Below are 20,719 nucleotides of genomic sequence, written 5' to 3'. Positions count from 1 at the left end.
TATTTTTACCCTCTTGCAGTCATTACCGCATCAACGACACAGACTCGCTTGCCATTGACTTCACTGCGATAACGCAGGACAAGTTCCTGTTCATTATGCTGTTGGACTACCGCATGGCTTTGTACAACATCGCCCGGCATTACAAATTCATTCATTTTTATTTTGCGCAGTTCACTGACCTGATAATTATCCGCCAACCCCGATTTCTGGAGAAAAGTTTGCGCAAGATTACGCTTACATTCCAGCAACACCGTCATTGGCAACACCGGTTTACGGGGAAAATGATCCGGAAAATAGGCCGCGCTGCGGGTCACCCGTTTTTCGGCGCTGATTGATTGGCCAGGCGTACATTGAACCACGCGATCAAACTGCAATGGGATATGCATGGCAATCTGGCTAAACGGAACTAGCTCCTGAGCAGCTGGAATCTGACTGGCAGTCTGCCAGTCGCCGGCACGATCAATTTCAGCAAACTGGGCGCGAATTTGTTCGCTGTCAATAAAGTCCGCCATTGGCAACAACGGTCCGAGCGCCCCATCAATCGAGAACACTTCCTCACCGCCAACCCAAGCCGTACTATGGTACTGCACCGCCTGTCCATCAAGCTCATCGATAATCGACTCAAGCAATAGCATATCACCCACGTAGGCAGGTCTATGCATACGGGCACTGGAAACGACGCCGGCAACTGGCCGGCGAGTGAAATCATTAGACAGCATAACATTCCAGGCAGCAAGCTGCCCCAATGTTTCACCAATCAGGGAAGGCGCAAAACAGGCATAGCCCCGATGGTCACTGGTAAGATACACATCATCTGCTGTGATATGTTTTATACCCCGGACTAATTTACCGGGGATCATTTCCAGAATACGGTCTACAAATAAAAAGCGCATCAGGCTACTGTTTCAGCATTTTTTTCGTTAACAGCGCTGATTACTAATTTGCAGAACGTCTCAACAGTAAACAGCATGGGAATTTCGCTGACCTTCAGATTTGCCTTGAAATGTTCGGCAGGCACTTCACTCAGGTAGTTTTTTAATGCTTCCATACCATCTGGCGTTAATGCGCCGCCTTTTTCAAATTCGTCTTCAGCCAGAGCGCCGCGGGCATTTTTTTCCAATTGACCGCGCGGGATCTTAATGCCATACTCTTTTTCAAGTTGAAATACCAAATCCAGAAAATCGATTGATTCAGCCCCCAAATCAGCAATTAACCGGCTATTCAGGGCAATTTCGTCTTCATCAATAACCAGTACATCAGCGATAATTTCCCTGACTTTCGGGTAAACGCTTTCTACATTCATGTTTTATCCTCAGAACTCGCTAAAAATTTAAGGCTCGGAGTATACCACAGTTTTTTGACCGTGAGCTAGCCGATTTGGCTATAACCCGCATCCACAAACAAAGTATGTCCGGTAATCATTGCTGCCTCCGGCAGGCACAGCAGATAAACGGCGTTGGCAACATCCGCAGGCATTAACGGCCGGCCGCCCAGTGAGCGTGACTGATATTCATCCAGCAATTGTTCACGGTTGGGGAAATGTTTCAGGGCATCAGTATCAACCACACCGGCAGACACTGTATTTACGGTAACGCCATAGGCAGCCATTTCAAGGCTTAATGAACGTACCAGGGCTTCCAGCGCCGCTTTGGAGGCGCCAATAAAAGCGTAATTAGGAATTGCCCGTTGTGCCCCGAGGCTTGACAGCGCAATTACCCTGCCGCCCTTACGCATAAGATCGCAACCTTCCGATACCAGGTGATTCAATGCCAGCGCATTGGTTTCGAGGCACCAGCGCCAGTGCTTGGTGGACATTTTCAGTGCAGGTTTTAATACACCGCTTGCCGCATTGCTAACCAGAAAATCAAGATGGTTGAAATGTTCTTTAAACTGCTGATACATTTCCTTCACAGACTCGTGATCAGCCACATTTGCCTGAATGGCAATGGCTTTTCTGCCTTTACTCTGGATTTCTTCAACCAGCATCATTGCTTCATCAGAACTGTTGTAATAGACGATTGCCACATCACAACCGGCATCAGCCAGCTTTAATGCAGTTGCTTTGCCTATGCCTCTGGCTCCGCCCGTAATCAGAGCAGTTTTACCTGCAAAAGGTTGACTCATTATTTACCTCAATTAACGTGTGTTGGGCTGACTTTTAACATACTTTATAGCCTCGGGCAAGGTCACAAAATTGCGATAAAGTACATAAATAACTTGTCTCAATGTCGTCAACTTTGTACCATCACAATATTTTCTTGCATCACAATCAGACTTTAATGAAATCAACCTGGTCAAATAGTGTTTTTCCTATTGCTGCGCTTTTCTCATTCCGCATGCTCGGTTTGTTTATGCTTATCCCCGTTTTTTCAGTGTTGGCCGAGGGCCTGTCTGGCGCCACTCCGGCTTTAATCGGCATTGCACTGGGCAGTTATGGTTTAAGCCAGGGTATTTTGCAAATGCCTTTCGGCTTATGGTCCGATCGTTATGGCCGAAAGAAAATGATTACAATTGGGCTTACTCTGTTTGCTATCGGCAGTTTGGTCGGCGCACTGACGCACTCAATTTATGGGATGATTATCGCCCGAATTCTACAGGGAATGGGTGCAGTCGGCAGCGTTTTGATTGCGTTGCTTGCCGATCTGACCACTGAGCAACAACGAACCAGAGCAATGGCTGTTATCGGCATGACCATTGGCATGTCATTTAGTCTGGCGATGGTGATAAGTCCGGCTATAACCCACCACTATGGCCTGGCAGGCATTTTTATCCTGACCCTGTTTTTAGCAATAGCCGGCCTGGTTTTACTACACACTGTAATTCCTAATCCGGAACGGGAAGAGTTTCATGCCGACAGTGAAACCAAAGCTGTCCTGTTGAAGCCTGTATTGACAAATAAAAATCTGCAGCGGCTTAATGCCGGTATTTTTTTCCAGCATGCCATTTTAACTGCAACATTCTATGCAATTCCTTTCCTGTTAAAAAAGGCCGTTAATCAAGGTATAATTTCCCAGCAATGGCATTTTTACCTGCCGCTTATGATCTTTTCATTTATTGCCATGCTGCCGCTGATTTTGCTGGCTGAAAAGATGCATAAAACCAGAGTGATTTTCCTGGCGACTGTCGGCCTCACTGCCCTGTGCCAGTTTTTACTGGCGTTTTATAATAACGCCTGGCCGGCATTTTGCTTGCTGATGACCGGTTATTTTATCGCTTTTAATTTTCTGGAAGCTAATCTGCCATCCTTAATCTCGCGTCAAGCGGACAAAAACAGTAAGGGAACGGCAATCGGCGTTTACTCAACTTGTCAGTTTCTTGGCATATTTGCCGGTGGCTCGGCTGCAGGCTTACTTTATCAATTATCAGGCATCAATGGCATTTTCTTTGCGAACGCGGCGCTAGGGCTGATTTGGCTTATTATTGCGCTGACAATGCGATTAACCAAAGCATAGCATTTTCAAGTTTATTGGGTATAATCCTCTATCAACTATCGCATACAGGAGACTATAATGGCGCGTGGAATTAATAAAGTTATCCTCGTGGGTAATGTAGGCGGCGATCCCGAAGTAAGATATTTACCTAACGGCAGCGCTGTAGCAACAATATCTGTAGCAACCAGTGAAGCCTGGAAGGATAAGCAGACGGGCGACAAACAGGAAAGAACCGAATGGCACCGTGTCGTTTGTTTCAACCGGTTGGGTGAAATTGCTGGTGAATACGTCCGCAAAGGCACAAAACTTTATGTTGAAGGCAGTCTGCGTACACGTAAATGGCAAGATCAACAGGGCCAGGATCGCTACACAACCGAGATTGTAGCCAGCGATATCCAGATGCTGGACAGCCGCCCAGGCTCAAGCAGTAATTATGACGAAGCTCCACCGGCTTATGGCCAGCAACAGCCGCCAGCCAGTAGAGCGCCTGCTCAATCCTCATCTGCGCCGCCAAATGCGTTTGAAGAACTGGATGATGATATTCCGTTTTAATCCTGCCCTTTTCGTTCTGGATACGGAGTGTTGGGCTTTACAACCCGACACTCAACCAGGCTCTATTCATTTCATTCGCAAAGACGTATTTAAATTTCGTGGCTGCTCTACATACTATTTGCAAAATAATTATTATAAATCTCAATATAGTCGCCATCATTTTCAATTTTTTCAATTTGTACATTAATATTTCTGATTAAATCTCTCTGGCTCGGCAAAGCTATTGCAGCTTCACCATCCCCTAAAGTAAATGCGTTACCAATATTTTTTAAATTACCGCTGCTGTTCTGTACCCAGTAATTCGCTGCGGTGGCGTGTATTACTGCAGCATCAATGTCCTGATTGTTCAAGGCATTGATCACATCCTGAGTCGTTTTATATTCAACCAGAGTAAATAAATCAGGGTAATTGGTTCGAATATACGAATGGAAAATACCAGCTGCGCCTTCCTCAGTGATAATACCAACCCTCGCGCCTTTAAGCTGGCTAACCGAAGTATAATTTTTTGCGGATGAAGTAATAAAGAGCCCCTGGCTGAGCATATAGGGAATACTGAAAATGTACTTGCGCGCGCGCTCAGGCGATATAAATACTCCCATAAAAAAATCTATTTTACCCTCATCCAGCGCAGGAAACACCTCATCCAGATTAAGCTGTACAATATTGCATTGCTGCTGCATGCCGCTACAGATACGATTTAGCATATCGATATTAAATCCCTGGGTAGCCGATATCACCAACGGTGGGTCAAAAAAGATTACGCCAGCATTGAGTTGTGATTGGGCTGGAGTAATCAAAATAGAAGATAATAGTAATGTTCCCGCAAGCTGTCGCCATATATTCACTGCATGCATTCCTGTGATGCTGTTATAATTAACATTAGCACAGCATAGTAAAAAAATCTTATCTTCTTAATAGTTTTAGTTTTTTGACGTTTTCCATGCTTCCCTAAAGAATCTCGTGACAACAAACTCTAAATCTGAGTACACTGGCGCCATTGCTTAAGAAATAGAAGACCCACATGCTGCAAGCGCCACAAACCCAATCTGGTAACAGATTCTTTACATCGCATTCACATAATCCTGCTTTACCGGGTAACGTGAAGTTAATGGATTATTTCAGCTGTTTTCCGGCCTTTAATGACTTGTTGTTCCTGTTACAACAAGCAGGTTACTGCGCCCCAATTGCTGCATGCGAATATTCAGCTATCGATTTTCTCAAAGAGCATCCGCAAATTAACCGGGTTGCCCTTGAAAGCGATATCACGGTCTTGCTAACCGCACCACATCCAATTCTACCGGTAAATCAGACCAGTTTAAGCTGTTTGCCAGAACCAGCCCAAAATCTGGAAACTAAAATTGCATGTTACATTGGTCTGATAATTGATGTGCTCAATAATCAGTTAGCTCAGAAACCCTATGAGCAAACCTGCGATCAGGAAAATGTTACCGAAAGAGAGCACGCCCTCCAGGCTGGAAAAATTGCGGCTCAGGTTGGACTGCCGAAGGATCTGGTAATCAGCTTATTATTACATGACATAGCCAGACCGTCAGTTAATGACGCTCAACACGGCCATAAAAATCATTGTGGAGAAGGTTCGACGATTCTGGCGCCTCTGGGATTGCCAGTTGATTTTGCAGGACTGCATACTTTAGCAAAATATTTATTATCGCTTTGCTGTAAACCATATAATGGACTAATCAGCTCTGCCTCACGCAATAGCCTGGCAATCCAGAAATCATCAATGCCTAGCCATCTTAAGCCTTTATTACAGTTGGAAAGCAGGCAATTAGCGAAATTATTCTATCAGATAATGTTTTTGCGTTTAATCGATGATAGCGGTAAGGCACCTGAGAGTGAGCTGCAAAAAACTCAACAGAAGACCCAAATCGATTATCTGCAGAATGAGACCATTGCCAGTCTGCTGACCGAGCAGATAATAAACGCTATCTCACATGGCTTAGAGCATAGCGAGGATAAATCTCAATGGTTGCACAACTTTGAAGAACAACTGGATACTGCGATCACATTATTAGGCCGTGCTCGGGAGTATTCAAATAATCCCGAGCTTTATCAGCAGTATGAATCCGTTTTTTCTGTTGTTCGTAACGCCAGCTATCCGGCTTAATTGCAGATCGAGTTGTTGGGTCAAAATGACCCAACCTACATTTTTACAATGAGAAATCTGCTCGTTTTGACCCAACACCCCAGCTAAAAGCTACGATTGGTACGAATTGATTTCAACTCGCCGTCCTGAAATAATAATTGGTAACGAAACTCATTAGGCGACTCCTGGTAAGTCCAAACTTCAAAATTGTTTGTTGTCATCCCAACTGCGTATCCGAATTCATTATAGATATAAACCGGATCGTGATAAACATCTTTGGCAAGGGGATCACCGCATTTGTTCTGCACAGAGTATTTACTATCCCCTTCTAAAACTAAAGATGTACCACACCGCATGGCATAGCTGCTGAGCGTATACATAGCAAGTAAAGCGGCTAATAGAATTTTGTTTGTCATGGTTAGCTATTATAAGGGCTTAGTATAATTACTATAGCCTATTTTTCAAGCTTTTCGGCAATGGAGTATTGAGCTTCACAGCCCAACACTCCATTTCTATGTGCGTATTAAAAAAAACCCGCCTCATGAGCGGGTTTTATTCAAGCAATTAGTGCCTATTCGTCAGCATCATCGCTTGCCATTGGTCTGTCAACCAACTCGACAATAGCCATTGGTGCATTGTCGCCTTCACGGAAACCGCATTTCAGGATGCGCAGGTAACCGCCTGGACGCTCAACATAACGTGGGCCTAAAACCGTGAATAATTTGCCTACCGCGCCTTTAGAACGTAAGCGATCAAAAATATGACGACGTGAAGCTACTGAGTCAGATTTACTTACAGTAATTAATGGCTCAATAAAACGACGCAATTCTTTTGCTTTAGGCAAAGTCGTTTTAATGAGTTCATGCTCAACCAGAGAGCAAGACATGTTACGAAACATTGCCTCTCTATGGCTGCTGGTTCGGCCAAATCTTCGGCCTGAGTTACGGTGACGCATTTATAGTACTCCTAAATATTAATCGCCAAGGTTTGATGGCGGCCAATTCTCAAGTTTCATCCCCAGCGATAACGAGCGTGACGCAAGTACATCTTTAATTTCTGTCAGGGATTTTTTACCTAAATTTGGTGTTTTAAGCAATTCATTTTCAGTTTTCTGTACCAGATCACCAATAAAATAGATATTTTCGGCTTTCAGACAGTTAGCTGATCGAACTGTTAATTCAAGATCATCAACCGGACGCAACAATACAGGATCAAAATCATTACGCTCTTTATTATCAGCTCTTGACTCTTCAAATTTCATATCAACAAAAGCATGAAGCTGTCGTTGTAAAATAGCAGCTGAAATTCGTATCGCTTCTTCCGGATCAAGTGTTCCGTTAGTTTCAAGATCGATAGTCAATTTATCCAGGTTTGTGCGGTTTTCCACACGAGCGCTATCAACAAAATAAGCTACCTTACTGACAGGCGAAAAGCTGTTGTCCAACTTTAATTTACCTACAGATTTATGAGTACCCTCTTCATCAAAAGCCCCAGGACGTGTCTCAGTAGAATGGAAACCAATTCCTCGCTCTACTTTTAACGTCATTTCAAGCTTACCATTTTCATTCAAAGTTGCTATTACCAGTTCAGGATTAACAATTTCCTGATCCTGCGACAACTCAATATCGCCTGCCGTTACAACACAAGGCCCAACTTTATTCAGAGTCAGGGTTGCTTCTTCACCAGAGCCGATACGAATTGCCAATTGCTTCAGATTAAGCAGGATGTCAACTACGTCCTCCTGTACACCTTCAATGGTGCTGTACTCGTGCAATACACCAGCAATAGTAACTTCAGTAACAGCCCATCCTGGCATGGACGATAAAAGAATGCGTCTTAATGCATTCCCAAGAGTATGACCATATCCACGCTCTAAAGGTTCAAGAACGATTTTGGAATGATTTCTCGATTCACTATTCACCTTTAAAACGGATGGTGTCAGCATTTCATTTATTTCAGTATACATTCGGCAAGTCTCCGAGCTTACTTAGAGTAAAGTTCCACAACCAGGTTGACGTTAAAATCGAATGTCAAGTCACTCAAAGTTGGTAAAGAAGCAAACGTTCCCTTTAAAGCACTGGAATCAACTGTTAACCAGTCGCAAGCCGCTCTTTGCTCTGATAAAGCAACAGCAGCTAAAACACGGCCTTGAGATTTCGCTTTTTGACGGATAGAAATCACATCGCCTGGTTTAACCAAATACGATGGAATGTTAACAACCTGATCATTAACCAAAATCGCTTTATGAGCAACCAGCTGTCTTGCTTCAGCACGAGTGCTTGCAAATCCCAAACGGTAAACGACATTATCAAGTCTGCGCTCTAACAGAATCATCAGGTTCTCACCTGTAGATCCTTTTTGGCTTGCAGCTTTTTTATAATAATTACGGAATTGCTTTTCAAGCACGCCATAATATCTGCGAATTCGCTGTTTTGCTCTGAGCTGCAGACCATAGTCATTCAGACGTGGCTTTTTGGCACCGTGTTGACCTGGCTGAGTTTCAGATTTACATTTTGATTTATGATCACGAACATTACTTTTTAAAAAAAGGTCCGTACCTTCACGTCGTGATAATTTACACTTTGGACCAAGATATCTAGCCATTAATTACTCCTGATTCTTAAACGCGACGTTTTTTGGGTGGTTTACAGCCATTATGCGGTATACCCGTCACATCAGTAATTTCAACAATTTTAAAATCTTGTGCGATTAATTCACGAATAGTAGATTCGCGACCAGGTCCAGGACCATGCACCAAAACCGCTACAGATTTAACGCCATATTCTTTTGCCACTGCTGAAGCACGCTCGGTAGCAATCTGCGCAGCATAAGGCGTACTTTTACGTGAACCTCGGAAGCCCGAACCACCGGCAGTAGCCCAACATAAAGCATTACCCTGGCGATCAGTAAAAGTTACAATTGTATTATTGAATGAAGCATGAACGTGAACGATCCCATCGGTGACCATACGTCGTGCTTTTTTACGTGTCTTTTGTTGTTTTGCCATCTTACTTTCCTACAATAATTATTTAGTTGTGCCCTTACGACGGCCTTTACGTGTACGAGCGTTAGTTTTTGTACGCTGTCCACGCAGTGGTAAGCCACGACGATGACGCAAACCTCTGTAACAACCAAGATCCATCAGACGCTTGATATTCATAGTCACAACACGGCGTAAATCACCTTCAACAGTCATTTTTGCAATTTCCGTACGCAAAGCTTCCAGAGTCTCTTCAGAAAGTTGAGACACTTTGGTTGAGGGCTCAATTCCTATTACTTTACACAAATTGAGCGATGTTGTTTTGCCAATTCCATAAATTGACGTCAAAGCAATGACGACATGTTTGTTATCCGGTATGTTTACACCTGCAATACGAGCCATTAATCTCTCCGTACGTTATTTTGCTCTGCCAGAAAGGGACAGAAGAATACTATTTTATTGATCCAAAATCAAGCAAGGATTTATCCTTGCTTCTGTTTGTGTCGTGCCTCTTTGCAAATTACACGTACAATGCCATCGCGCTTAATAATTTTGCAATTACGGCAAAGGCGTTTTACTGATGCTCTAACTTTCATTCATAACTCCGATAATAATCATAAAAGACCAGGCAATTTAGTGCCTTTGAAATTGGCCTTTTTCATCAATGAATCATACTGTTGTGTCATTAAGTGCGCTTGAACCTGCGCAACAAAATCCATAATCACAACAACTATAATTAACAGTGAAGTTCCGCCAAAATAAAAAGGTACATGCCAGGTATACATTAAAATTTGCGGTAATAAACAAACTAACACTAAATAAAGGGCACCGATCAATGTAAGTCTTGTCATTACAGAATCGATGTACCGTGTTGTCTGCTCACCTGGACGTATTCCAGGAATATACGCACCTGATTTTTTCAAATTATCTGCAGTATCTTTTGGATTAAATACCAAAGCAGCGTAGAAAAAAGCGAAAAACAGGATCGCTACCGCGTAAACTATAAGATACAGGGGCTGCCCTGGAGAGAGCGCCATACCAACGTCAGAAAGCCAACTCATACCCTTGCTTTTAGCAAAAAATTGAGCCAGTGTAGCTGGCAACAATATGATGCTTGATGCAAAGATAGGCGGTATTACACCTGACATATTAATTTTTAAAGGCAAATGGCTTGTCTGTGCAGCATACACTTTACGGCCATGAGTGCGCTGCGCATAGTTTACTCTAATGCGGCGCTGTGCTCTTTCCATAAAGACTACAAAACCAGTGACCAATACCACTATTATTGCAATTAAAATCAGTGTCAGGGCCTGCATTTGCCCTTCGCGTACTTGCTGGAATACAGAAGCAATGGCGCCTGGCATGCTTGAGACAATTCCGGAAAAGATGATGAGGGAAATACCATTTCCAACACCCTTTTCAGTAATCTGTTCGCCAAGCCACATTATAAACATTGTCCCGGTTACCAGAGTAACGACACAGGTAAAGTAAAAAAAGAAATCCGGATTAAGCGCTATATGCTGTCCAGCCAACCATCTGGCCATACCCAACGATTGAAATATCGATAATACCAGAGTCAGGTATCGAGTATACTGGTTAATTTTACGTCTTCCGGACTCGCCTTCTTTCTTCAATTGCTCAAGCTTGGGTGAAACAACAGCGAACAATTGAATAATAATCGATGCTGAAATATAAGGCATAATCCCAATAGCAAACACCGTTACCCGAGAAAGTGCTCCACCAGAAAACATATTAAACAGACCAAATATAGTATTTTGCTGTTCGCCAAAAAAATTGGCGAGTTTCTGCGGATCAAGTCCTGGAACTGGAATATGAGCACCGAGCCTGTAAACTAGTATGCCGAGTACTACAAAAAGTAGTCTGGCTTTTAACTCAGCCAATCCACCTTTAGATTGGCTAGCTGGTTGCTTATGGATAGTCATAGTCAGTCTTCTACACTGCCGCCAACCTGTTCGATAGCTGCACGCGCACCTTTAGTAACACGCAGGCCTCTCACTTTGATTGGGCTGGTAATTTCGCCGGACAGGATGATTTTAACATCACGAACAGCACTGTTAATCAATCCATGCTCACGCAAGGTAGCAAAATCAATTACATCAGCCTGAATTGACGCTAACTCACTTAATGTCACTTCATCAGCATAACGTCTTGTGCGGGATTTAAAACCCATTTTTGGAAGACGACGCTGAATTGGCATCTGACCGCCTTCAAAATTGATCTTGTGGAAACCACCAGCACGCGCTTTCTGACCTTTATGACCTTTACCGCTTGTTTTACCAAGGCCGGAACCAATACCACGTCCCAGACGCTTCTTGGCTGGTCTTGAACCTGGATCCGGAGATAGTGTATTCAAATTCATTACGCACACTCCTCGACGTGTAATAAATAACTCACAGCATTAACCAAACCACGTATCGCAGGAATGTCAGCATGAACAACTGAACTGTTCATTTTACCTAAACCCAATTGACGGACAATTGCGATATGCTTTGGCTTACGCCCTATAGTGCTTTTAACGAGGGTAATTTTAATATTTTTACTCATAATTACTCTGCCATAATTTCTTCAACGGTTTTACCGCGTTTCGCAGCGACGTAGTCTGGAGTACCAATATTAGTCAATGCACCGATTGTTGCTCTAACAATATTGCTTGGGTTGGTAGAACCAATACTTTTTGCCAGAATATTTTGTACGCCCAAAACTTCAAGTACTGCACGCATCGCGCCACCGGCAATAATTCCGGTACCTTCGCTGGCAGGCTTCATAAATACTTTAGAAGCGCCATAATTCCAGGTAATTTCGTGATGAATAGTTGTACCATTTAAAGGAATATAAGTCATGTTCTTTCTAGCTTGATCCATCGCTTTCTGTATAGCAATAGGAACTTCCCGAGCCTTACCACGACCATAACCCACACGACCTTTACCGTCTCCGATAACAACCAGAACAGCAAAACCGAATACGCGGCCACCTTTAACTACTTTTGCAGTTCGAGTAACTGATACCAGTTTTTCCTGGTAACCATCACTCATTTTATTTTCATCAAATGCCATTGCCATTCCTTAAAAAATCAAACCAGCTTCACGTGCACCTTCAGCCAGTGCTTTAACGCGCCCATGATACGCATGACCAGATCGATCAAAAGCAACTTCCGATACGTTGGCAGCTTTGGCACGTTCAGCAATAAGTTTGCCTACTTGTTGAGCTTTTTCAACTTTTGTACCTTTTGCGCCTCGTAACGCAGATTCTAAAGTTGAACATGCAGCCAGAACAACATCACCCTTCTCACCGAAAGTTATGAGTTGAACAGAAGTATGTTGACTACTTTTAGTAACAACCAGACGTGCTTTAGCAGATCTTTGAACTGCCTTGGTTTTTAAACCACGTCGTTTACGTGCTAAATGTTTATTCATATTTAAACCCTATTTCTTCTTGGCTTCTTTACGCGCAATACGCTCGCCAGCATATTTGACACCTTTACCCTTGTAAGGCTCAGGCTTTCTTAATGCACGTATTTCAGAAGCAATTTGACCTAAAATTTGCTTGTCAGTGCCACGGATAATAAGTGTCGTCTGGTTAGGGGTCTCAGCAGTAACGCCTTCTTTCAATGCGTACTCGATAGGATGTGAATATCCTAAACTCAGAGTAATTGTTTTACCGCTTGCTTGTGCACGGTAACCAACGCCGACAAGCTCGAGAGTTCTTTCAAAACCATTAGTAACACCAATAACCATGTTTTGCAGGTTCGCTCTTGCAGTTCCTGCATGAGCCCAACCAGTTTGGTCGTCTTCTGAAGCAGGAGAAAAGACAATCGCTTTTGAATCTGCTTCATCTTTAGAAATATTTACCAGCTTATTGTAATGCTTTGTCAATTGACCTTTAGGGCCTTTAACAATCATTTCAGTTTTATTGATTGTTAGCTCAACGTTAGCAGGTAGTATAACTGACTTTTTAGCTACTCTTGACATAATATACCCCGCTACGATTAAGCAACTTCACAAAGAACTTCGCCACCAACACAGTTTTTCTTAGCGCTAGCATGCGTCATCACACCTTTAGATGTTGACAGTATCGCTATTCCAAAACCGGGGATAGATGATAGTTCTTTACATGATTTATAAACTCTTAACCCTGGGCGGCTAATACGGGCAATACGCTCGATAACAGCGCGACCCTGATAGTATTTCAGGTTAATTGTCATTTCACTCAAATTATTTTGCAAAGTCTCTACGCTGTAATCTGCAATATAACCTTCTTCTTTCAGTACCCGAGCAATTTCCTCTTTCAATTTGGATGAATTGAGGGTAACACTCGGATGTTTAGCTAGCTGACCATTTCTGATTCTTGTCAGCATATCCGCTATAGGATCATGCATACTCACACTTTTTCTCCAATAGATTCCTTACCAGCTAGACTTACGTCCACCAGTAACATTACCAGTCATTAACTGCTGTCTCAGGCAAATTCTGCATAAACCGAATTTTCTGTAAACCGCATGAGGACGTCCACACTGTTGGCATCGAGTACTATGTCGAACAGGATTTGAATTAACAGGCAGCTTCGTCAGTTTCAACTGAGCGTCCATTACGGCATCAAAATCATCCGAAGATTTGATGATTGCCTTTAATTCATTACGTCTTTCTCTATATTTGTTTACAAGTCTGGAACGCTTTTTTTCTCGTTCGAGCATTGATCTTTTAGCCACAATATATACCCTTCTTTAATGTTTTTCTCTGTCTTTTAACGGCAAATTAAATGCTTCTAATAAAGCTTTTGCCTCTGCATTGGTTTTAGCACTAGTAGTGATACAGATATCCAAACCACGTATACCATCAGTTTTATCAAAATCAATTTCAGGAAACACGATTTGCTCGGATAATCCCATGCTGTAGTTACCGGTTCCATCAAACGATTTAGGATTCAGACCGCGGAAATCGCGTACACGAGGTAGTGTAATACTGATTAAACGATCTAAAAATTCGTACATGCGCTCGTTTCTTAAAGTCACTTTGCAACCAATAGGCCAGCCTTCACGAATTTTAAAGCCTGCAATTGATTTTCTGGCTTTTGTAATCACTGGTTTTTGGCCAGCGATTAAAGTCATGTCATCAACAGCATGGCCCATAACTTTTTTATCCCCGACGGCTTCACCGACACCCATGTTAAGGGTAATCTTCAGAATACGAGGAACCTGCATAACGCTTTTGTAGCCGAATTTTTTCATCATCATGTCGACTACATTGCTTTTATAATATTCTTTAAGTCTTGCCATTTGCATCACCTAATTTAGACCAAGTCGACCAGCTCATTGGTTGATTTAAAGTATCTTACTTTTCTAGATACGCCATCTTTATCAATGAATCTGAAACCTACTTTGTCAGCTCTCTTTGAATCTTGATTGTAAATTGCAACATTAGAAATATGGAATGGTGCTTCCATTGTAATGATGCCGCCTTTGATTTCAAGGTGAGGATTAGGTTTAACGTGTTTTTTAATCAAGTTAGCGCCTTCAACGACAACTAAATCACCAAATACACGTGTTACTTTACCTATATGGCCTTTACTTTTACCAGCGATAACAATAACTGTATCACCAGATCGGATACGTTTCATAGCTTACCCTCTTACAATACTTCTGCGGCAAGAGAGATAATCTTCATAAATCGCTCTCTTAACTCACGGGTTACTGGGCCAAAAATACGAGTTCCGATGGGCTCATTTTGGTTGTTAAGCAGCACTGCTGCATTACCATCAAAACGGATCAACGAACCATCATCTCGACGTACACCCTGCCTTGTTCTAACAACAACAGCTTTCATAACCGCGCCTTTTTTTACTTTACTGCGCGGGATTGCATCTTTAATGCTTACCTTAATTACATCACCGACACGAGCATAGCGTCTGTGTGATCCACCAAGCACTTTGATACACATCACTTTGCGTGCTCCGCTGTTATCTGCAACATCGAGCACCGTCTGCATTTGTATCATTTTAATCTCCAGCTCTAAATTCGACCAGAAAAAGGTTGCTGATTATATCAACCCTTTTGGTATTTTAAAAGTCAATTGCTGTATATTAGGAAATAACTTCTACTAATTCCCAACATTTTGTTTTAGACAGAGGTCGAGTTTCACGTATTTTTACCATATTTCCAATTTTTCCGACCTGATTTTCGTCATGAGCATGCAGTTTAGTTCTACGTTTCATGATTTTGCCATATTTCGGATGTTTTACGGTTCTTTCTACTAAAACAACAATGGTCTTCTGCATTTTATCACTAACGATTTTGCCAACCATTGTTCTGCCTTTTGCTTCGCTATTCGACATGTTACTTTCCAACCTTTTCAGCGATAATAGTTTTCACACGCGCTACGGCTTTTCTGATAAGAGTGATAAGGTGCGGCTTTTCAAGCGTTCCATTAGCTCTTTTCATTCTCAGTTTAAACTGCTCGCGTCTGAGGCTAAGCAGTTCATCGTTAAGCTCACTAGCAGACATATTTCTTAATTCATCATTCTTTTTCATCACATCACCTTTCGATCTTCAAACATTACCTTGAAAGGTAATTTGGCTTTTGCCAGGTCGAATGCTTCCATCGCTAATTCACGTGATACGCCTTCCATTTCAAACAGGATTTTACCTGGTTGAATCTGGGCAACCCAATATTCAACGCTACCTTTACCTTTACCTTGACGGACTTCTAAAGGTTTTTGAGTAATAGGCTTGTCAGGAAACACACGTATCCAGATTTTACCGCCACGTTTGATGTGACGAGTCATAGCACGACGAGCAGCTTCGATTTGACGTGCAGTCAAGCGTCCACGCTCAGTTGCTTTTAGAGCAAACTCTCCAAAGGAAACTGTTGAGCCACTCAGAGCAAGACCTCGGTTGCGGCCTTTCTGCTGCTTTCTATATTTTGTTCGTTTAGGCTGTAGCATGATTTAAAAATCCTCACTCACTTACTGCTTTCAGCATTACGGTTCTTTTGCGGCAGAATTTCGCCTTTAAAGATCCATACTTTAACACCAATGATTCCATAGGTGGTTTTTGCTTCTGCAGTACCATAATCAACATCAGCGCGGAAAGTATGTAATGGCACACGGCCTTCACGGTACCACTCGCTACGAGCAATCTCGGCTCCGCCTAAACGTCCGCTTACACAGATTTTGATACCTTTCGCACCGGCTTTCATAGCTGAAGTTACAGCACGCTTCATAGCTCTTCGGAACATAACACGTTGTTCCAATTGTTGAGCAATACTTTCTGCAACCAGCGTAGAGTCAAGCTCAGGCTTACGCACTTCTTCAATATTCAGATGTACAGGAACACCCAGCTTGGCAGCTATTTCGCTACGTAATCCTTCAATGCCGCCGCCTTTTTTACCAATAAGCACACCAGGGCGCGCTGTATGAATGGTTACAATAGCGTTATTTGCAGGACGCTCAATCTGAATGCGACTTACTGCCGCAGACATCAATTTCCTCTTGAGCTCTTTTCTTAAATTAATATCTTCATTCAACAATTGAGCATAATTTTTATTGGCATACCACTTGGAATTCCAGTCTTTAGTTATGCGCAAACGAATACCAATTGGGTTTACTTTTTGTCCCATTGCGTTATACCTCGTCAGATACGGTGATTGTAATATGGCAAGTACGCTTGCATATACGATTAGCACGACCTTTGGCACGAGGGCTTATTCTTTTTAAAGTAGGAGCCTCATCCACACAGATAGTACCGACTTTTAAGTCATCGATATCAGCACCGTTATTATTCTCAGCGTTGGCTATCGCTGATTCTAATAATTTCAGAATCAGCTCAGCACCCTTTTTAGGGGTAAAACGCAGAATATCAAGGGCATGCGAAACGCCTTTACGCCGGATCATGTCAGCTACCAGTCTGCCTTTTTGAGCAGACAAAGGAGCATTACTTAATTTTGCTCTAACTTCCATAATCGCCTCTTATTTACCTTTAGCCTTTCTGTCACCAGAATGGCCTTTAAACGTACGAGTCATAGCAAACTCACCTAACTTATGTCCAACCATGTTATCAGTAATAAATACTGGCACATGATCTTTACCATTATGAACCGCAATGGTCAGCTCAATCATTTCAGGTAAAATGGTTGAACGGCGTGACCAGGTTTTAATTGGTTTTTTTGATTTTTTTTCGATAGCTTCTGCAACTTTTTTCATTAAGTGCTGATCGACAAATGGACCTTTTCTAATCGAACGTGCCATTTCATATCCTCATACTAATTATTTCTTCTTGCGCTGCCGAACAATAAATCGATCAGTACGCTTGTTATTTCTGGTCTTATAACCTTTAGTTGGTACACCCCATGGAGTAACAGGATGACGACCACCGGAAGTTCTACCTTCACCACCACCATGTGGGTGATCTACAGGGTTCATCGCCACACCACGAACTGTCGGTCTAACACCACGCCAACGCTTGGCACCAGCTTTACCGAGTGAACGCAAGTTATGCTCACTGTTGCTCACTTCACCTACTACGGCACGGCAAGAAGCTAATATTTTTCGCATTTCGCCTGAGCGCAGTTTGATTGTTGCATATGCGCCTTCCTTTGCAACAAGCTGGCCACTGCAACCAGCACTACGCAGTAATTGTGCGCCTTTACCAGGCTTCATTTCCACGCAATGAATTGTTGTACCTACTGGTATATTTTTTAATGGCAAGCAGTTACCAGTGCTAATGGGAGAATCTTCCCCACTGATAATCACGTTGCCTGCCTGTAAACCTGCAGGTGCTATAATGTATCGCCGTTCGCCATCTTTGTAAACAACTAATGCAATCAATGCTGAACGATTTGGATCGTATTCGATACGCTCTACTTTCGCTTCAATACCATCTTTGTTTCTTTTGAAGTCAACCAGACGATATTTAGAACGAGTACCGCCGCCAATATGTCGGACAGTAATTCGACCCTGGTTGTTACGACCACCAGTTTTATTCTTTTTTTCAACCAGCGCACTGTGAGGCTGGCCTTTATGAATGTGGTGGTGTACAACCCGTAACTCACCTCGTTTACCCGGCGAGGTTGGTTTTGATTTTAATAGTGCCATCTTCAATCTGCCTTATTCTGTCACAGTAAAGTCTATGTCGTAACCTTCTTGCAAAGAAACAAAGGCTTTTTTCCAGTCACTTCGTTTTCCGCTCAATTGTTTGAAGCGCTTGCGCTTTCCTTTTACAGTAATTACTGACACGCTTTTTACTTTAACGTTAAACATTTGCTCTACAGCCTGTTTAATCTCAGGCTTAGTAGCAGTTTTCAAAACCTTGAAAGTGAATTGCTTGAATTTATCAGCCATCACAGTAGATTTTTCAGAGGTATGCGGCTCACGAAGAACCATTAATAATCGTTCAGCATTCATTGTAACTGTTCCTCTAGGCTTTTAACTGCATCACCAGTTATCACAACTTTTTCGAAACGCAGCAAACTAACAGGGTCAAGCGAAGCAACATCACAAATCTCAAAATTATACAGATTGCGAGATCCCAAATATTCGTTTTCGCCAATTTCATTCGTTACAACTAACGCGTTTGTCAGTTCCAGCTGGTTCATTTTTGCTACGAAATCCTTTGTTTTATGAGAATCGCATGCAAAATCATTTACTACTATCAAGTTACCAGTACGGTTCAACTCAGAAAGAATGCTACGCAGCGCTCTTTTATACATTTTTTTATTGAGCTTTTGGCTGTAATCACGTTTTTTAGAGGCAAACGTCACACCACCAGTACGCCATAATGGACTACGTATAGTACCAGCACGTGCACGGCCAGAACCTTTTTGGTTCCAGGGTTTTCTACCGCCACCACGAACTTCAGATCGTGTTTTTTGCGCACTGTTACCGCTTCGGGCGTTATTCATGAATGTAACAACAGCCTGATGTATCAGACCTTCGTTATAATGATACCCAAAAACATCTTCACTAACGTTCAAGGAAGTATTGGTGTCTTTTAATGTAAGTTCCATTATTCTCCCCCTACCTTTTTCTTCTTAGTGGCTGGAGTTACTCTTATGCGTGCTCCAGGATAACCAGGGATTGCGCCTTTGATCAGCAGCAAATTACGCTCAGCATCAACACGAACAAGCTCAAGACTTTGTGTTGTGGTTCTAACGTTACCCATATGGCCAGCCATTTTTTTACCTTTAAATACACGACCTGGAGTCTGGTTTTGACCAATTGAACCAGGAACCCGGTGTGAACGCGAGTTACCGTGCGTAGCATCTTGGGTACGGAAGTTGTGACGCTTTACTGTACCAGCAAAACCTTTACCTTTACTTGTTCCGCAAACATCAACGAATTGACCATCGTTGAAAATATCTGCTACTGACAGAAGTTGTCCTGCAGAATAAGAATCTACAGACTCAACATCAAATTCACCAATCATATCACCAGCATCAATCTGCGCTTTGGTAAAATGCCCAGCCAGTGGCTTATTCACACGACTAGCTTTTTTCTCACCGGCAGTTAACTGAACTGCAACATAACCATCAGTTTCTATTGTTTTAAGTTGAGATACCCTATTTGGTAGTACTTCAACCACAGATACTGGTATTGAAACGCCAGCGTCTGTAAAGACGCGAGTCATTCCTACCTTTCTGCCTATTAACCCTATTGCCATTGTAATACCTCGTTAGTATTCTGTGCCTGGAAACTCTACTCGTCATCAAGGCTAATCTGAACATCAACCCCTGCAGCCAGATCCAGTTTCATTAGTGCATCAACTGTCTTTTCAGTAGGATGTACAATAACAACCAGTCGTTTGTGGGTTCTCAATTCATACTGATCACGCGCATCTTTATTTACGTGCGGAGAAATCAATACTGTAAATTTTTCCTTTTTTGTAGGAAGAGGTATTGGCCCGCGAATTTGCGCGCCAGTACGTTTTGCCGTTTCTACTATTTCACGTGTTGAAGCATCAATTAATCGATCGTCAAACGCTTTTAAACGGATTTTAATATTCTGTTTGTTACTCATTATTTTTACTCGATGATTTTAGCAACAACACCAGCACCAACAGTGCGGCCACCTTCACGAATCGCAAAACGCAGACCTTCATCCATAGCGATTGGCGAATGCAGACTAACTACCATCTGTACGTTATCGCCTGGCATTACCATTTCGATGCCTGCTGGCAATTCGCATGATCCAGTTACGTCTGTTGTTCTGAAATAGAACTGAGGTCTGTATCCATTAAAGAATGGAGTGTGACGTCCGCCCTCTTCTTTTGACAATACGTATACTTCCGCTTCGAATTTTGTGTGTGGCTTGATTGTGCCTGGTTTTGCCAGTACTTGACCACGCTCAACATCGTCACGTTTCGTTCCACGCAGCAATACGCCTACGTTATCCCCTGCACGACCTTCGTCAAGCAGTTTACGGAACATTTCAACACCAGTACAGGTTGTTTTCTGAGTATCACGGATACCAACGATCTCAACCTCTTCACCAACTTTAACAATTCCGCTTTCAACACGGCCAGTTACTACTGTTCCACGGCCAGAAATTGAGAATACGTCTTCAATCGGTAACAGGAACGGTCTGTCAATGTTTCTCACTGGCTCTGGAATGTAGCTATCCATTGTCGCAACCAGTTTCTCA

Annotated in this window: 37 protein-coding genes; 3 read left to right on the top strand and 34 right to left on the bottom strand. The window is 42.6% G+C overall.

The genetic code is table 11. From position 1 onward, the window contains the following. Positions 1-5: 5 nt before the first annotated feature. From ACFORL_RS06015 to fabL, 3 genes are all read right to left on the bottom strand, one after another. The gene (locus ACFORL_RS06015; RefSeq protein ID WP_382342097.1) at positions 6-893 is read right to left on the bottom strand and encodes a 3-hydroxyacyl-ACP dehydratase FabZ family protein; all 888 of its coding nucleotides are present in this window, start codon (positions 891-893) and stop codon (positions 6-8) included. Beyond that, on the bottom strand, positions 893-1,303 hold the full coding sequence (locus ACFORL_RS06010) for an acyl carrier protein (RefSeq protein WP_382342095.1): 411 nt from the start codon (positions 1,301-1,303) through the stop codon (positions 893-895). Before ACFORL_RS06010 ends, ACFORL_RS06015 begins: the two co-directional genes overlap by 1 nt. Before the next feature lie 65 nt (positions 1,304-1,368). Beyond that, positions 1,369-2,124: an enoyl-[acyl-carrier-protein] reductase FabL gene (fabL, locus tag ACFORL_RS06005; RefSeq protein ID WP_382342094.1), complete on the bottom strand. Its 756-nt coding sequence runs from the start codon at positions 2,122-2,124 to the stop codon at positions 1,369-1,371. Between the two features lie 155 nt (positions 2,125-2,279). Here fabL and ACFORL_RS06000 point away from each other — a divergent pair, with 155 nt between their 5' ends. Further along, positions 2,280-3,452, top strand: coding sequence for an MFS transporter (locus ACFORL_RS06000; RefSeq protein WP_382342092.1), 1,173 nt, complete (start codon positions 2,280-2,282; stop codon positions 3,450-3,452). 57 nt (positions 3,453-3,509) lie between these two features. Next, complete coding sequence (gene ssb, locus ACFORL_RS05995) at positions 3,510-3,983, top strand: single-stranded DNA-binding protein (protein ID WP_382342090.1); 474 nt, start codon at positions 3,510-3,512, stop codon at positions 3,981-3,983. Positions 3,984-4,090: 107 nt separating this feature from the next. Here ssb and ACFORL_RS05990 read toward each other — a convergent pair whose 3' ends face one another. Then, the gene (locus ACFORL_RS05990; protein WP_382342088.1) at positions 4,091-4,828 is read right to left on the bottom strand and encodes a transporter substrate-binding domain-containing protein; all 738 of its coding nucleotides are present in this window, start codon (positions 4,826-4,828) and stop codon (positions 4,091-4,093) included. A 176-nt stretch (positions 4,829-5,004) separates the two neighbouring features. Here ACFORL_RS05990 and ACFORL_RS05985 point away from each other — a divergent pair, with 176 nt between their 5' ends. Then, positions 5,005-6,111 (top strand): hypothetical protein, encoded by a 1,107-nt coding sequence (locus ACFORL_RS05985; RefSeq protein ID WP_382342086.1) that lies wholly within the window; start codon positions 5,005-5,007, stop codon positions 6,109-6,111. An 83-nt stretch (positions 6,112-6,194) separates the two neighbouring features. Here the strand turns inward: ACFORL_RS05985 and ACFORL_RS05980 are convergent, their stop codons facing one another. From ACFORL_RS05980 to ACFORL_RS05835, 30 genes are all read right to left on the bottom strand, one after another. Continuing rightward, positions 6,195-6,506 carry a DUF2845 domain-containing protein gene (locus ACFORL_RS05980; protein WP_382342084.1) on the bottom strand — a complete coding sequence of 104 codons (312 nt, stop codon included), beginning with the start codon at positions 6,504-6,506 and terminating at the stop codon, positions 6,195-6,197. 155 nt (positions 6,507-6,661) lie between these two features. Continuing rightward, positions 6,662-7,045, bottom strand: a complete 384-nt coding sequence (rplQ, locus tag ACFORL_RS05975; RefSeq protein WP_382342082.1) for a 50S ribosomal protein L17 — start codon at positions 7,043-7,045, stop codon at positions 6,662-6,664. 18 nt (positions 7,046-7,063) lie between these two features. Continuing rightward, complete coding sequence (locus tag ACFORL_RS05970) at positions 7,064-8,056, bottom strand: DNA-directed RNA polymerase subunit alpha (RefSeq protein WP_382342080.1); 993 nt, start codon at positions 8,054-8,056, stop codon at positions 7,064-7,066. A gap of 17 nt (positions 8,057-8,073) precedes the next feature. Next, complete coding sequence (gene rpsD, locus ACFORL_RS05965) at positions 8,074-8,694, bottom strand: 30S ribosomal protein S4 (RefSeq protein WP_382342078.1); 621 nt, start codon at positions 8,692-8,694, stop codon at positions 8,074-8,076. A gap of 16 nt (positions 8,695-8,710) precedes the next feature. Further along, entirely contained in the window at positions 8,711-9,097 is a 387-nt protein-coding gene (rpsK, locus tag ACFORL_RS05960) for a 30S ribosomal protein S11 (protein WP_382342075.1), read from the bottom strand. 18 nt (positions 9,098-9,115) lie between these two features. Continuing rightward, a complete protein-coding gene (rpsM, locus tag ACFORL_RS05955) occupies positions 9,116-9,472 on the bottom strand; it encodes a 30S ribosomal protein S13 (RefSeq protein WP_382342073.1) in 357 nt (118 codons plus the stop codon). An 80-nt stretch (positions 9,473-9,552) separates the two neighbouring features. After that, positions 9,553-9,666 (bottom strand): 50S ribosomal protein L36, encoded by a 114-nt coding sequence (gene rpmJ / locus ACFORL_RS05950; RefSeq protein WP_382342071.1) that lies wholly within the window; start codon positions 9,664-9,666, stop codon positions 9,553-9,555. 18 nt (positions 9,667-9,684) lie between these two features. Continuing rightward, positions 9,685-11,013, bottom strand: a complete 1,329-nt coding sequence (secY, locus tag ACFORL_RS05945; RefSeq protein ID WP_382342069.1) for a preprotein translocase subunit SecY — start codon at positions 11,011-11,013, stop codon at positions 9,685-9,687. Positions 11,014-11,015: 2 nt separating this feature from the next. Beyond that, on the bottom strand, positions 11,016-11,450 hold the full coding sequence (gene rplO, locus ACFORL_RS05940) for a 50S ribosomal protein L15 (protein ID WP_382342068.1): 435 nt from the start codon (positions 11,448-11,450) through the stop codon (positions 11,016-11,018). Then, a complete protein-coding gene (rpmD, locus tag ACFORL_RS05935) occupies positions 11,450-11,635 on the bottom strand; it encodes a 50S ribosomal protein L30 (protein WP_382342066.1) in 186 nt (61 codons plus the stop codon). Before rpmD ends, rplO begins: the two co-directional genes overlap by 1 nt. A gap of 2 nt (positions 11,636-11,637) precedes the next feature. Beyond that, positions 11,638-12,144 (bottom strand): 30S ribosomal protein S5, encoded by a 507-nt coding sequence (gene rpsE, locus ACFORL_RS05930; protein ID WP_382342064.1) that lies wholly within the window; start codon positions 12,142-12,144, stop codon positions 11,638-11,640. 9 nt (positions 12,145-12,153) lie between these two features. Next, positions 12,154-12,504, bottom strand: a complete 351-nt coding sequence (gene rplR, locus ACFORL_RS05925) for a 50S ribosomal protein L18 (RefSeq protein WP_382342062.1) — start codon at positions 12,502-12,504, stop codon at positions 12,154-12,156. Between the two features lie 9 nt (positions 12,505-12,513). Continuing rightward, positions 12,514-13,059: a 50S ribosomal protein L6 gene (gene rplF / locus ACFORL_RS05920; RefSeq protein ID WP_382342060.1), complete on the bottom strand. Its 546-nt coding sequence runs from the start codon at positions 13,057-13,059 to the stop codon at positions 12,514-12,516. Positions 13,060-13,076: 17 nt separating this feature from the next. Beyond that, a complete protein-coding gene (gene rpsH, locus ACFORL_RS05915) occupies positions 13,077-13,466 on the bottom strand; it encodes a 30S ribosomal protein S8 (protein WP_449280259.1) in 390 nt (129 codons plus the stop codon). Positions 13,467-13,493: 27 nt separating this feature from the next. Next, positions 13,494-13,796, bottom strand: coding sequence for a 30S ribosomal protein S14 (gene rpsN, locus ACFORL_RS05910; protein WP_382342056.1), 303 nt, complete (start codon positions 13,794-13,796; stop codon positions 13,494-13,496). Between the two features lie 15 nt (positions 13,797-13,811). Further along, positions 13,812-14,363, bottom strand: a complete 552-nt coding sequence (rplE, locus tag ACFORL_RS05905; protein WP_382342054.1) for a 50S ribosomal protein L5 — start codon at positions 14,361-14,363, stop codon at positions 13,812-13,814. Positions 14,364-14,377: 14 nt separating this feature from the next. Next, entirely contained in the window at positions 14,378-14,704 is a 327-nt protein-coding gene (gene rplX, locus ACFORL_RS05900; protein WP_382342052.1) for a 50S ribosomal protein L24, read from the bottom strand. A gap of 11 nt (positions 14,705-14,715) precedes the next feature. Beyond that, positions 14,716-15,081, bottom strand: coding sequence for a 50S ribosomal protein L14 (gene rplN, locus ACFORL_RS05895; RefSeq protein WP_382342050.1), 366 nt, complete (start codon positions 15,079-15,081; stop codon positions 14,716-14,718). An 85-nt stretch (positions 15,082-15,166) separates the two neighbouring features. Continuing rightward, complete coding sequence (gene rpsQ, locus ACFORL_RS05890) at positions 15,167-15,418, bottom strand: 30S ribosomal protein S17 (protein WP_382342049.1); 252 nt, start codon at positions 15,416-15,418, stop codon at positions 15,167-15,169. 1 nt (position 15,419) lies between these two features. Next, on the bottom strand, positions 15,420-15,614 hold the full coding sequence (gene rpmC, locus ACFORL_RS05885; RefSeq protein ID WP_382342047.1) for a 50S ribosomal protein L29: 195 nt from the start codon (positions 15,612-15,614) through the stop codon (positions 15,420-15,422). After that, positions 15,614-16,027 carry a 50S ribosomal protein L16 gene (gene rplP / locus ACFORL_RS05880; protein WP_382342045.1) on the bottom strand — a complete coding sequence of 138 codons (414 nt, stop codon included), beginning with the start codon at positions 16,025-16,027 and terminating at the stop codon, positions 15,614-15,616. Before rplP ends, rpmC begins: the two co-directional genes overlap by 1 nt. A 17-nt stretch (positions 16,028-16,044) precedes the next feature. After that, the gene (gene rpsC / locus ACFORL_RS05875) at positions 16,045-16,701 is read right to left on the bottom strand and encodes a 30S ribosomal protein S3 (protein WP_382342043.1); all 657 of its coding nucleotides are present in this window, start codon (positions 16,699-16,701) and stop codon (positions 16,045-16,047) included. Positions 16,702-16,705: 4 nt separating this feature from the next. Further along, a complete protein-coding gene (gene rplV, locus ACFORL_RS05870; RefSeq protein ID WP_382342041.1) occupies positions 16,706-17,041 on the bottom strand; it encodes a 50S ribosomal protein L22 in 336 nt (111 codons plus the stop codon). A gap of 9 nt (positions 17,042-17,050) precedes the next feature. After that, on the bottom strand, positions 17,051-17,329 hold the full coding sequence (gene rpsS, locus ACFORL_RS05865; RefSeq protein WP_382342039.1) for a 30S ribosomal protein S19: 279 nt from the start codon (positions 17,327-17,329) through the stop codon (positions 17,051-17,053). A gap of 18 nt (positions 17,330-17,347) precedes the next feature. After that, on the bottom strand, positions 17,348-18,175 hold the full coding sequence (gene rplB / locus ACFORL_RS05860) for a 50S ribosomal protein L2 (protein ID WP_382342037.1): 828 nt from the start codon (positions 18,173-18,175) through the stop codon (positions 17,348-17,350). A 12-nt stretch (positions 18,176-18,187) separates the two neighbouring features. Beyond that, positions 18,188-18,484 (bottom strand): 50S ribosomal protein L23, encoded by a 297-nt coding sequence (gene rplW / locus ACFORL_RS05855; protein ID WP_382342035.1) that lies wholly within the window; start codon positions 18,482-18,484, stop codon positions 18,188-18,190. Continuing rightward, on the bottom strand, positions 18,481-19,086 hold the full coding sequence (rplD, locus tag ACFORL_RS05850; RefSeq protein ID WP_382342033.1) for a 50S ribosomal protein L4: 606 nt from the start codon (positions 19,084-19,086) through the stop codon (positions 18,481-18,483). Before rplD ends, rplW begins: the two co-directional genes overlap by 4 nt. Continuing rightward, the gene (gene rplC / locus ACFORL_RS05845) at positions 19,086-19,739 is read right to left on the bottom strand and encodes a 50S ribosomal protein L3 (RefSeq protein WP_382342030.1); all 654 of its coding nucleotides are present in this window, start codon (positions 19,737-19,739) and stop codon (positions 19,086-19,088) included. The genes rplD and rplC overlap by 1 nt, the downstream gene beginning before the upstream one ends. A gap of 35 nt (positions 19,740-19,774) precedes the next feature. After that, positions 19,775-20,095: a 30S ribosomal protein S10 gene (rpsJ, locus tag ACFORL_RS05840; RefSeq protein ID WP_382342028.1), complete on the bottom strand. Its 321-nt coding sequence runs from the start codon at positions 20,093-20,095 to the stop codon at positions 19,775-19,777. A 5-nt stretch (positions 20,096-20,100) separates the two neighbouring features. Beyond that, a partial coding sequence (locus ACFORL_RS05835; protein ID WP_382342004.1) for an EF-Tu C-terminal domain-related protein occupies positions 20,101-20,719 on the bottom strand: 619 nt, incomplete at its 5' end.

It is taken from the genome of Legionella dresdenensis, from assembly GCF_042649825.1.
Taxonomy (GTDB): Bacteria; Pseudomonadota; Gammaproteobacteria; order Legionellales; family Legionellaceae; genus Legionella_C; species Legionella_C dresdenensis.
This window is presented reverse-complemented; position numbering and strand designations above follow the sequence as displayed.

Coding starts and splice junctions, on each gene's coding strand:
- ACFORL_RS06015 (WP_382342097.1), bottom strand. CDS start 893: ATGCGCTTTTTATTTGTAGACCGTATTCTGGAAATGATCCCCGGTAAA.
- ACFORL_RS06010 (WP_382342095.1), bottom strand. CDS start 1,303: ATGAATGTAGAAAGCGTTTACCCGAAAGTCAGGGAAATTATCGCTGAT.
- fabL (WP_382342094.1), bottom strand. CDS start 2,124: ATGAGTCAACCTTTTGCAGGTAAAACTGCTCTGATTACGGGCGGAGCC.
- ACFORL_RS06000 (WP_382342092.1), top strand. CDS start 2,280: ATGAAATCAACCTGGTCAAATAGTGTTTTTCCTATTGCTGCGCTTTTC.
- ssb (WP_382342090.1), top strand. CDS start 3,510: ATGGCGCGTGGAATTAATAAAGTTATCCTCGTGGGTAATGTAGGCGGC.
- ACFORL_RS05985 (WP_382342086.1), top strand. CDS start 5,005: ATGCTGCAAGCGCCACAAACCCAATCTGGTAACAGATTCTTTACATCG.
- ACFORL_RS05980 (WP_382342084.1), bottom strand. CDS start 6,506: ATGACAAACAAAATTCTATTAGCCGCTTTACTTGCTATGTATACGCTC.
- rplQ (WP_382342082.1), bottom strand. CDS start 7,045: ATGCGTCACCGTAACTCAGGCCGAAGATTTGGCCGAACCAGCAGCCAT.
- ACFORL_RS05970 (WP_382342080.1), bottom strand. CDS start 8,056: ATGTATACTGAAATAAATGAAATGCTGACACCATCCGTTTTAAAGGTG.
- rpsD (WP_382342078.1), bottom strand. CDS start 8,694: ATGGCTAGATATCTTGGTCCAAAGTGTAAATTATCACGACGTGAAGGT.
- rpsK (WP_382342075.1), bottom strand. CDS start 9,097: ATGGCAAAACAACAAAAGACACGTAAAAAAGCACGACGTATGGTCACC.
- rpsM (WP_382342073.1), bottom strand. CDS start 9,472: ATGGCTCGTATTGCAGGTGTAAACATACCGGATAACAAACATGTCGTC.
- rpmJ (WP_382342071.1), bottom strand. CDS start 9,666: ATGAAAGTTAGAGCATCAGTAAAACGCCTTTGCCGTAATTGCAAAATT.
- secY (WP_382342069.1), bottom strand. CDS start 11,013: ATGACTATCCATAAGCAACCAGCTAGCCAATCTAAAGGTGGATTGGCT.
- rplO (WP_382342068.1), bottom strand. CDS start 11,450: ATGAATTTGAATACACTATCTCCGGATCCAGGTTCAAGACCAGCCAAG.
- rpmD (WP_382342066.1), bottom strand. CDS start 11,635: ATGAGTAAAAATATTAAAATTACCCTCGTTAAAAGCACTATAGGGCGT.
- rpsE (WP_382342064.1), bottom strand. CDS start 12,144: ATGGCATTTGATGAAAATAAAATGAGTGATGGTTACCAGGAAAAACTG.
- rplR (WP_382342062.1), bottom strand. CDS start 12,504: ATGAATAAACATTTAGCACGTAAACGACGTGGTTTAAAAACCAAGGCA.
- rplF (WP_382342060.1), bottom strand. CDS start 13,059: ATGTCAAGAGTAGCTAAAAAGTCAGTTATACTACCTGCTAACGTTGAG.
- rpsH (WP_449280259.1), bottom strand. CDS start 13,466: ATGCATGATCCTATAGCGGATATGCTGACAAGAATCAGAAATGGTCAG.
- rplE (WP_382342054.1), bottom strand. CDS start 14,363: ATGGCAAGACTTAAAGAATATTATAAAAGCAATGTAGTCGACATGATG.
- rplX (WP_382342052.1), bottom strand. CDS start 14,704: ATGAAACGTATCCGATCTGGTGATACAGTTATTGTTATCGCTGGTAAA.
- rplN (WP_382342050.1), bottom strand. CDS start 15,081: ATGATACAAATGCAGACGGTGCTCGATGTTGCAGATAACAGCGGAGCA.
- rpsQ (WP_382342049.1), bottom strand. CDS start 15,418: ATGTCGAATAGCGAAGCAAAAGGCAGAACAATGGTTGGCAAAATCGTT.
- rpmC (WP_382342047.1), bottom strand. CDS start 15,614: ATGAAAAAGAATGATGAATTAAGAAATATGTCTGCTAGTGAGCTTAAC.
- rplP (WP_382342045.1), bottom strand. CDS start 16,027: ATGCTACAGCCTAAACGAACAAAATATAGAAAGCAGCAGAAAGGCCGC.
- rpsC (WP_382342043.1), bottom strand. CDS start 16,701: ATGGGACAAAAAGTAAACCCAATTGGTATTCGTTTGCGCATAACTAAA.
- rplV (WP_382342041.1), bottom strand. CDS start 17,041: ATGGAAGTTAGAGCAAAATTAAGTAATGCTCCTTTGTCTGCTCAAAAA.
- rpsS (WP_382342039.1), bottom strand. CDS start 17,329: ATGGCACGTTCGATTAGAAAAGGTCCATTTGTCGATCAGCACTTAATG.
- rplB (WP_382342037.1), bottom strand. CDS start 18,175: ATGGCACTATTAAAATCAAAACCAACCTCGCCGGGTAAACGAGGTGAG.
- rplW (WP_382342035.1), bottom strand. CDS start 18,484: ATGAATGCTGAACGATTATTAATGGTTCTTCGTGAGCCGCATACCTCT.
- rplD (WP_382342033.1), bottom strand. CDS start 19,086: ATGGAACTTACATTAAAAGACACCAATACTTCCTTGAACGTTAGTGAA.
- rplC (WP_382342030.1), bottom strand. CDS start 19,739: ATGGCAATAGGGTTAATAGGCAGAAAGGTAGGAATGACTCGCGTCTTT.
- rpsJ (WP_382342028.1), bottom strand. CDS start 20,095: ATGAGTAACAAACAGAATATTAAAATCCGTTTAAAAGCGTTTGACGAT.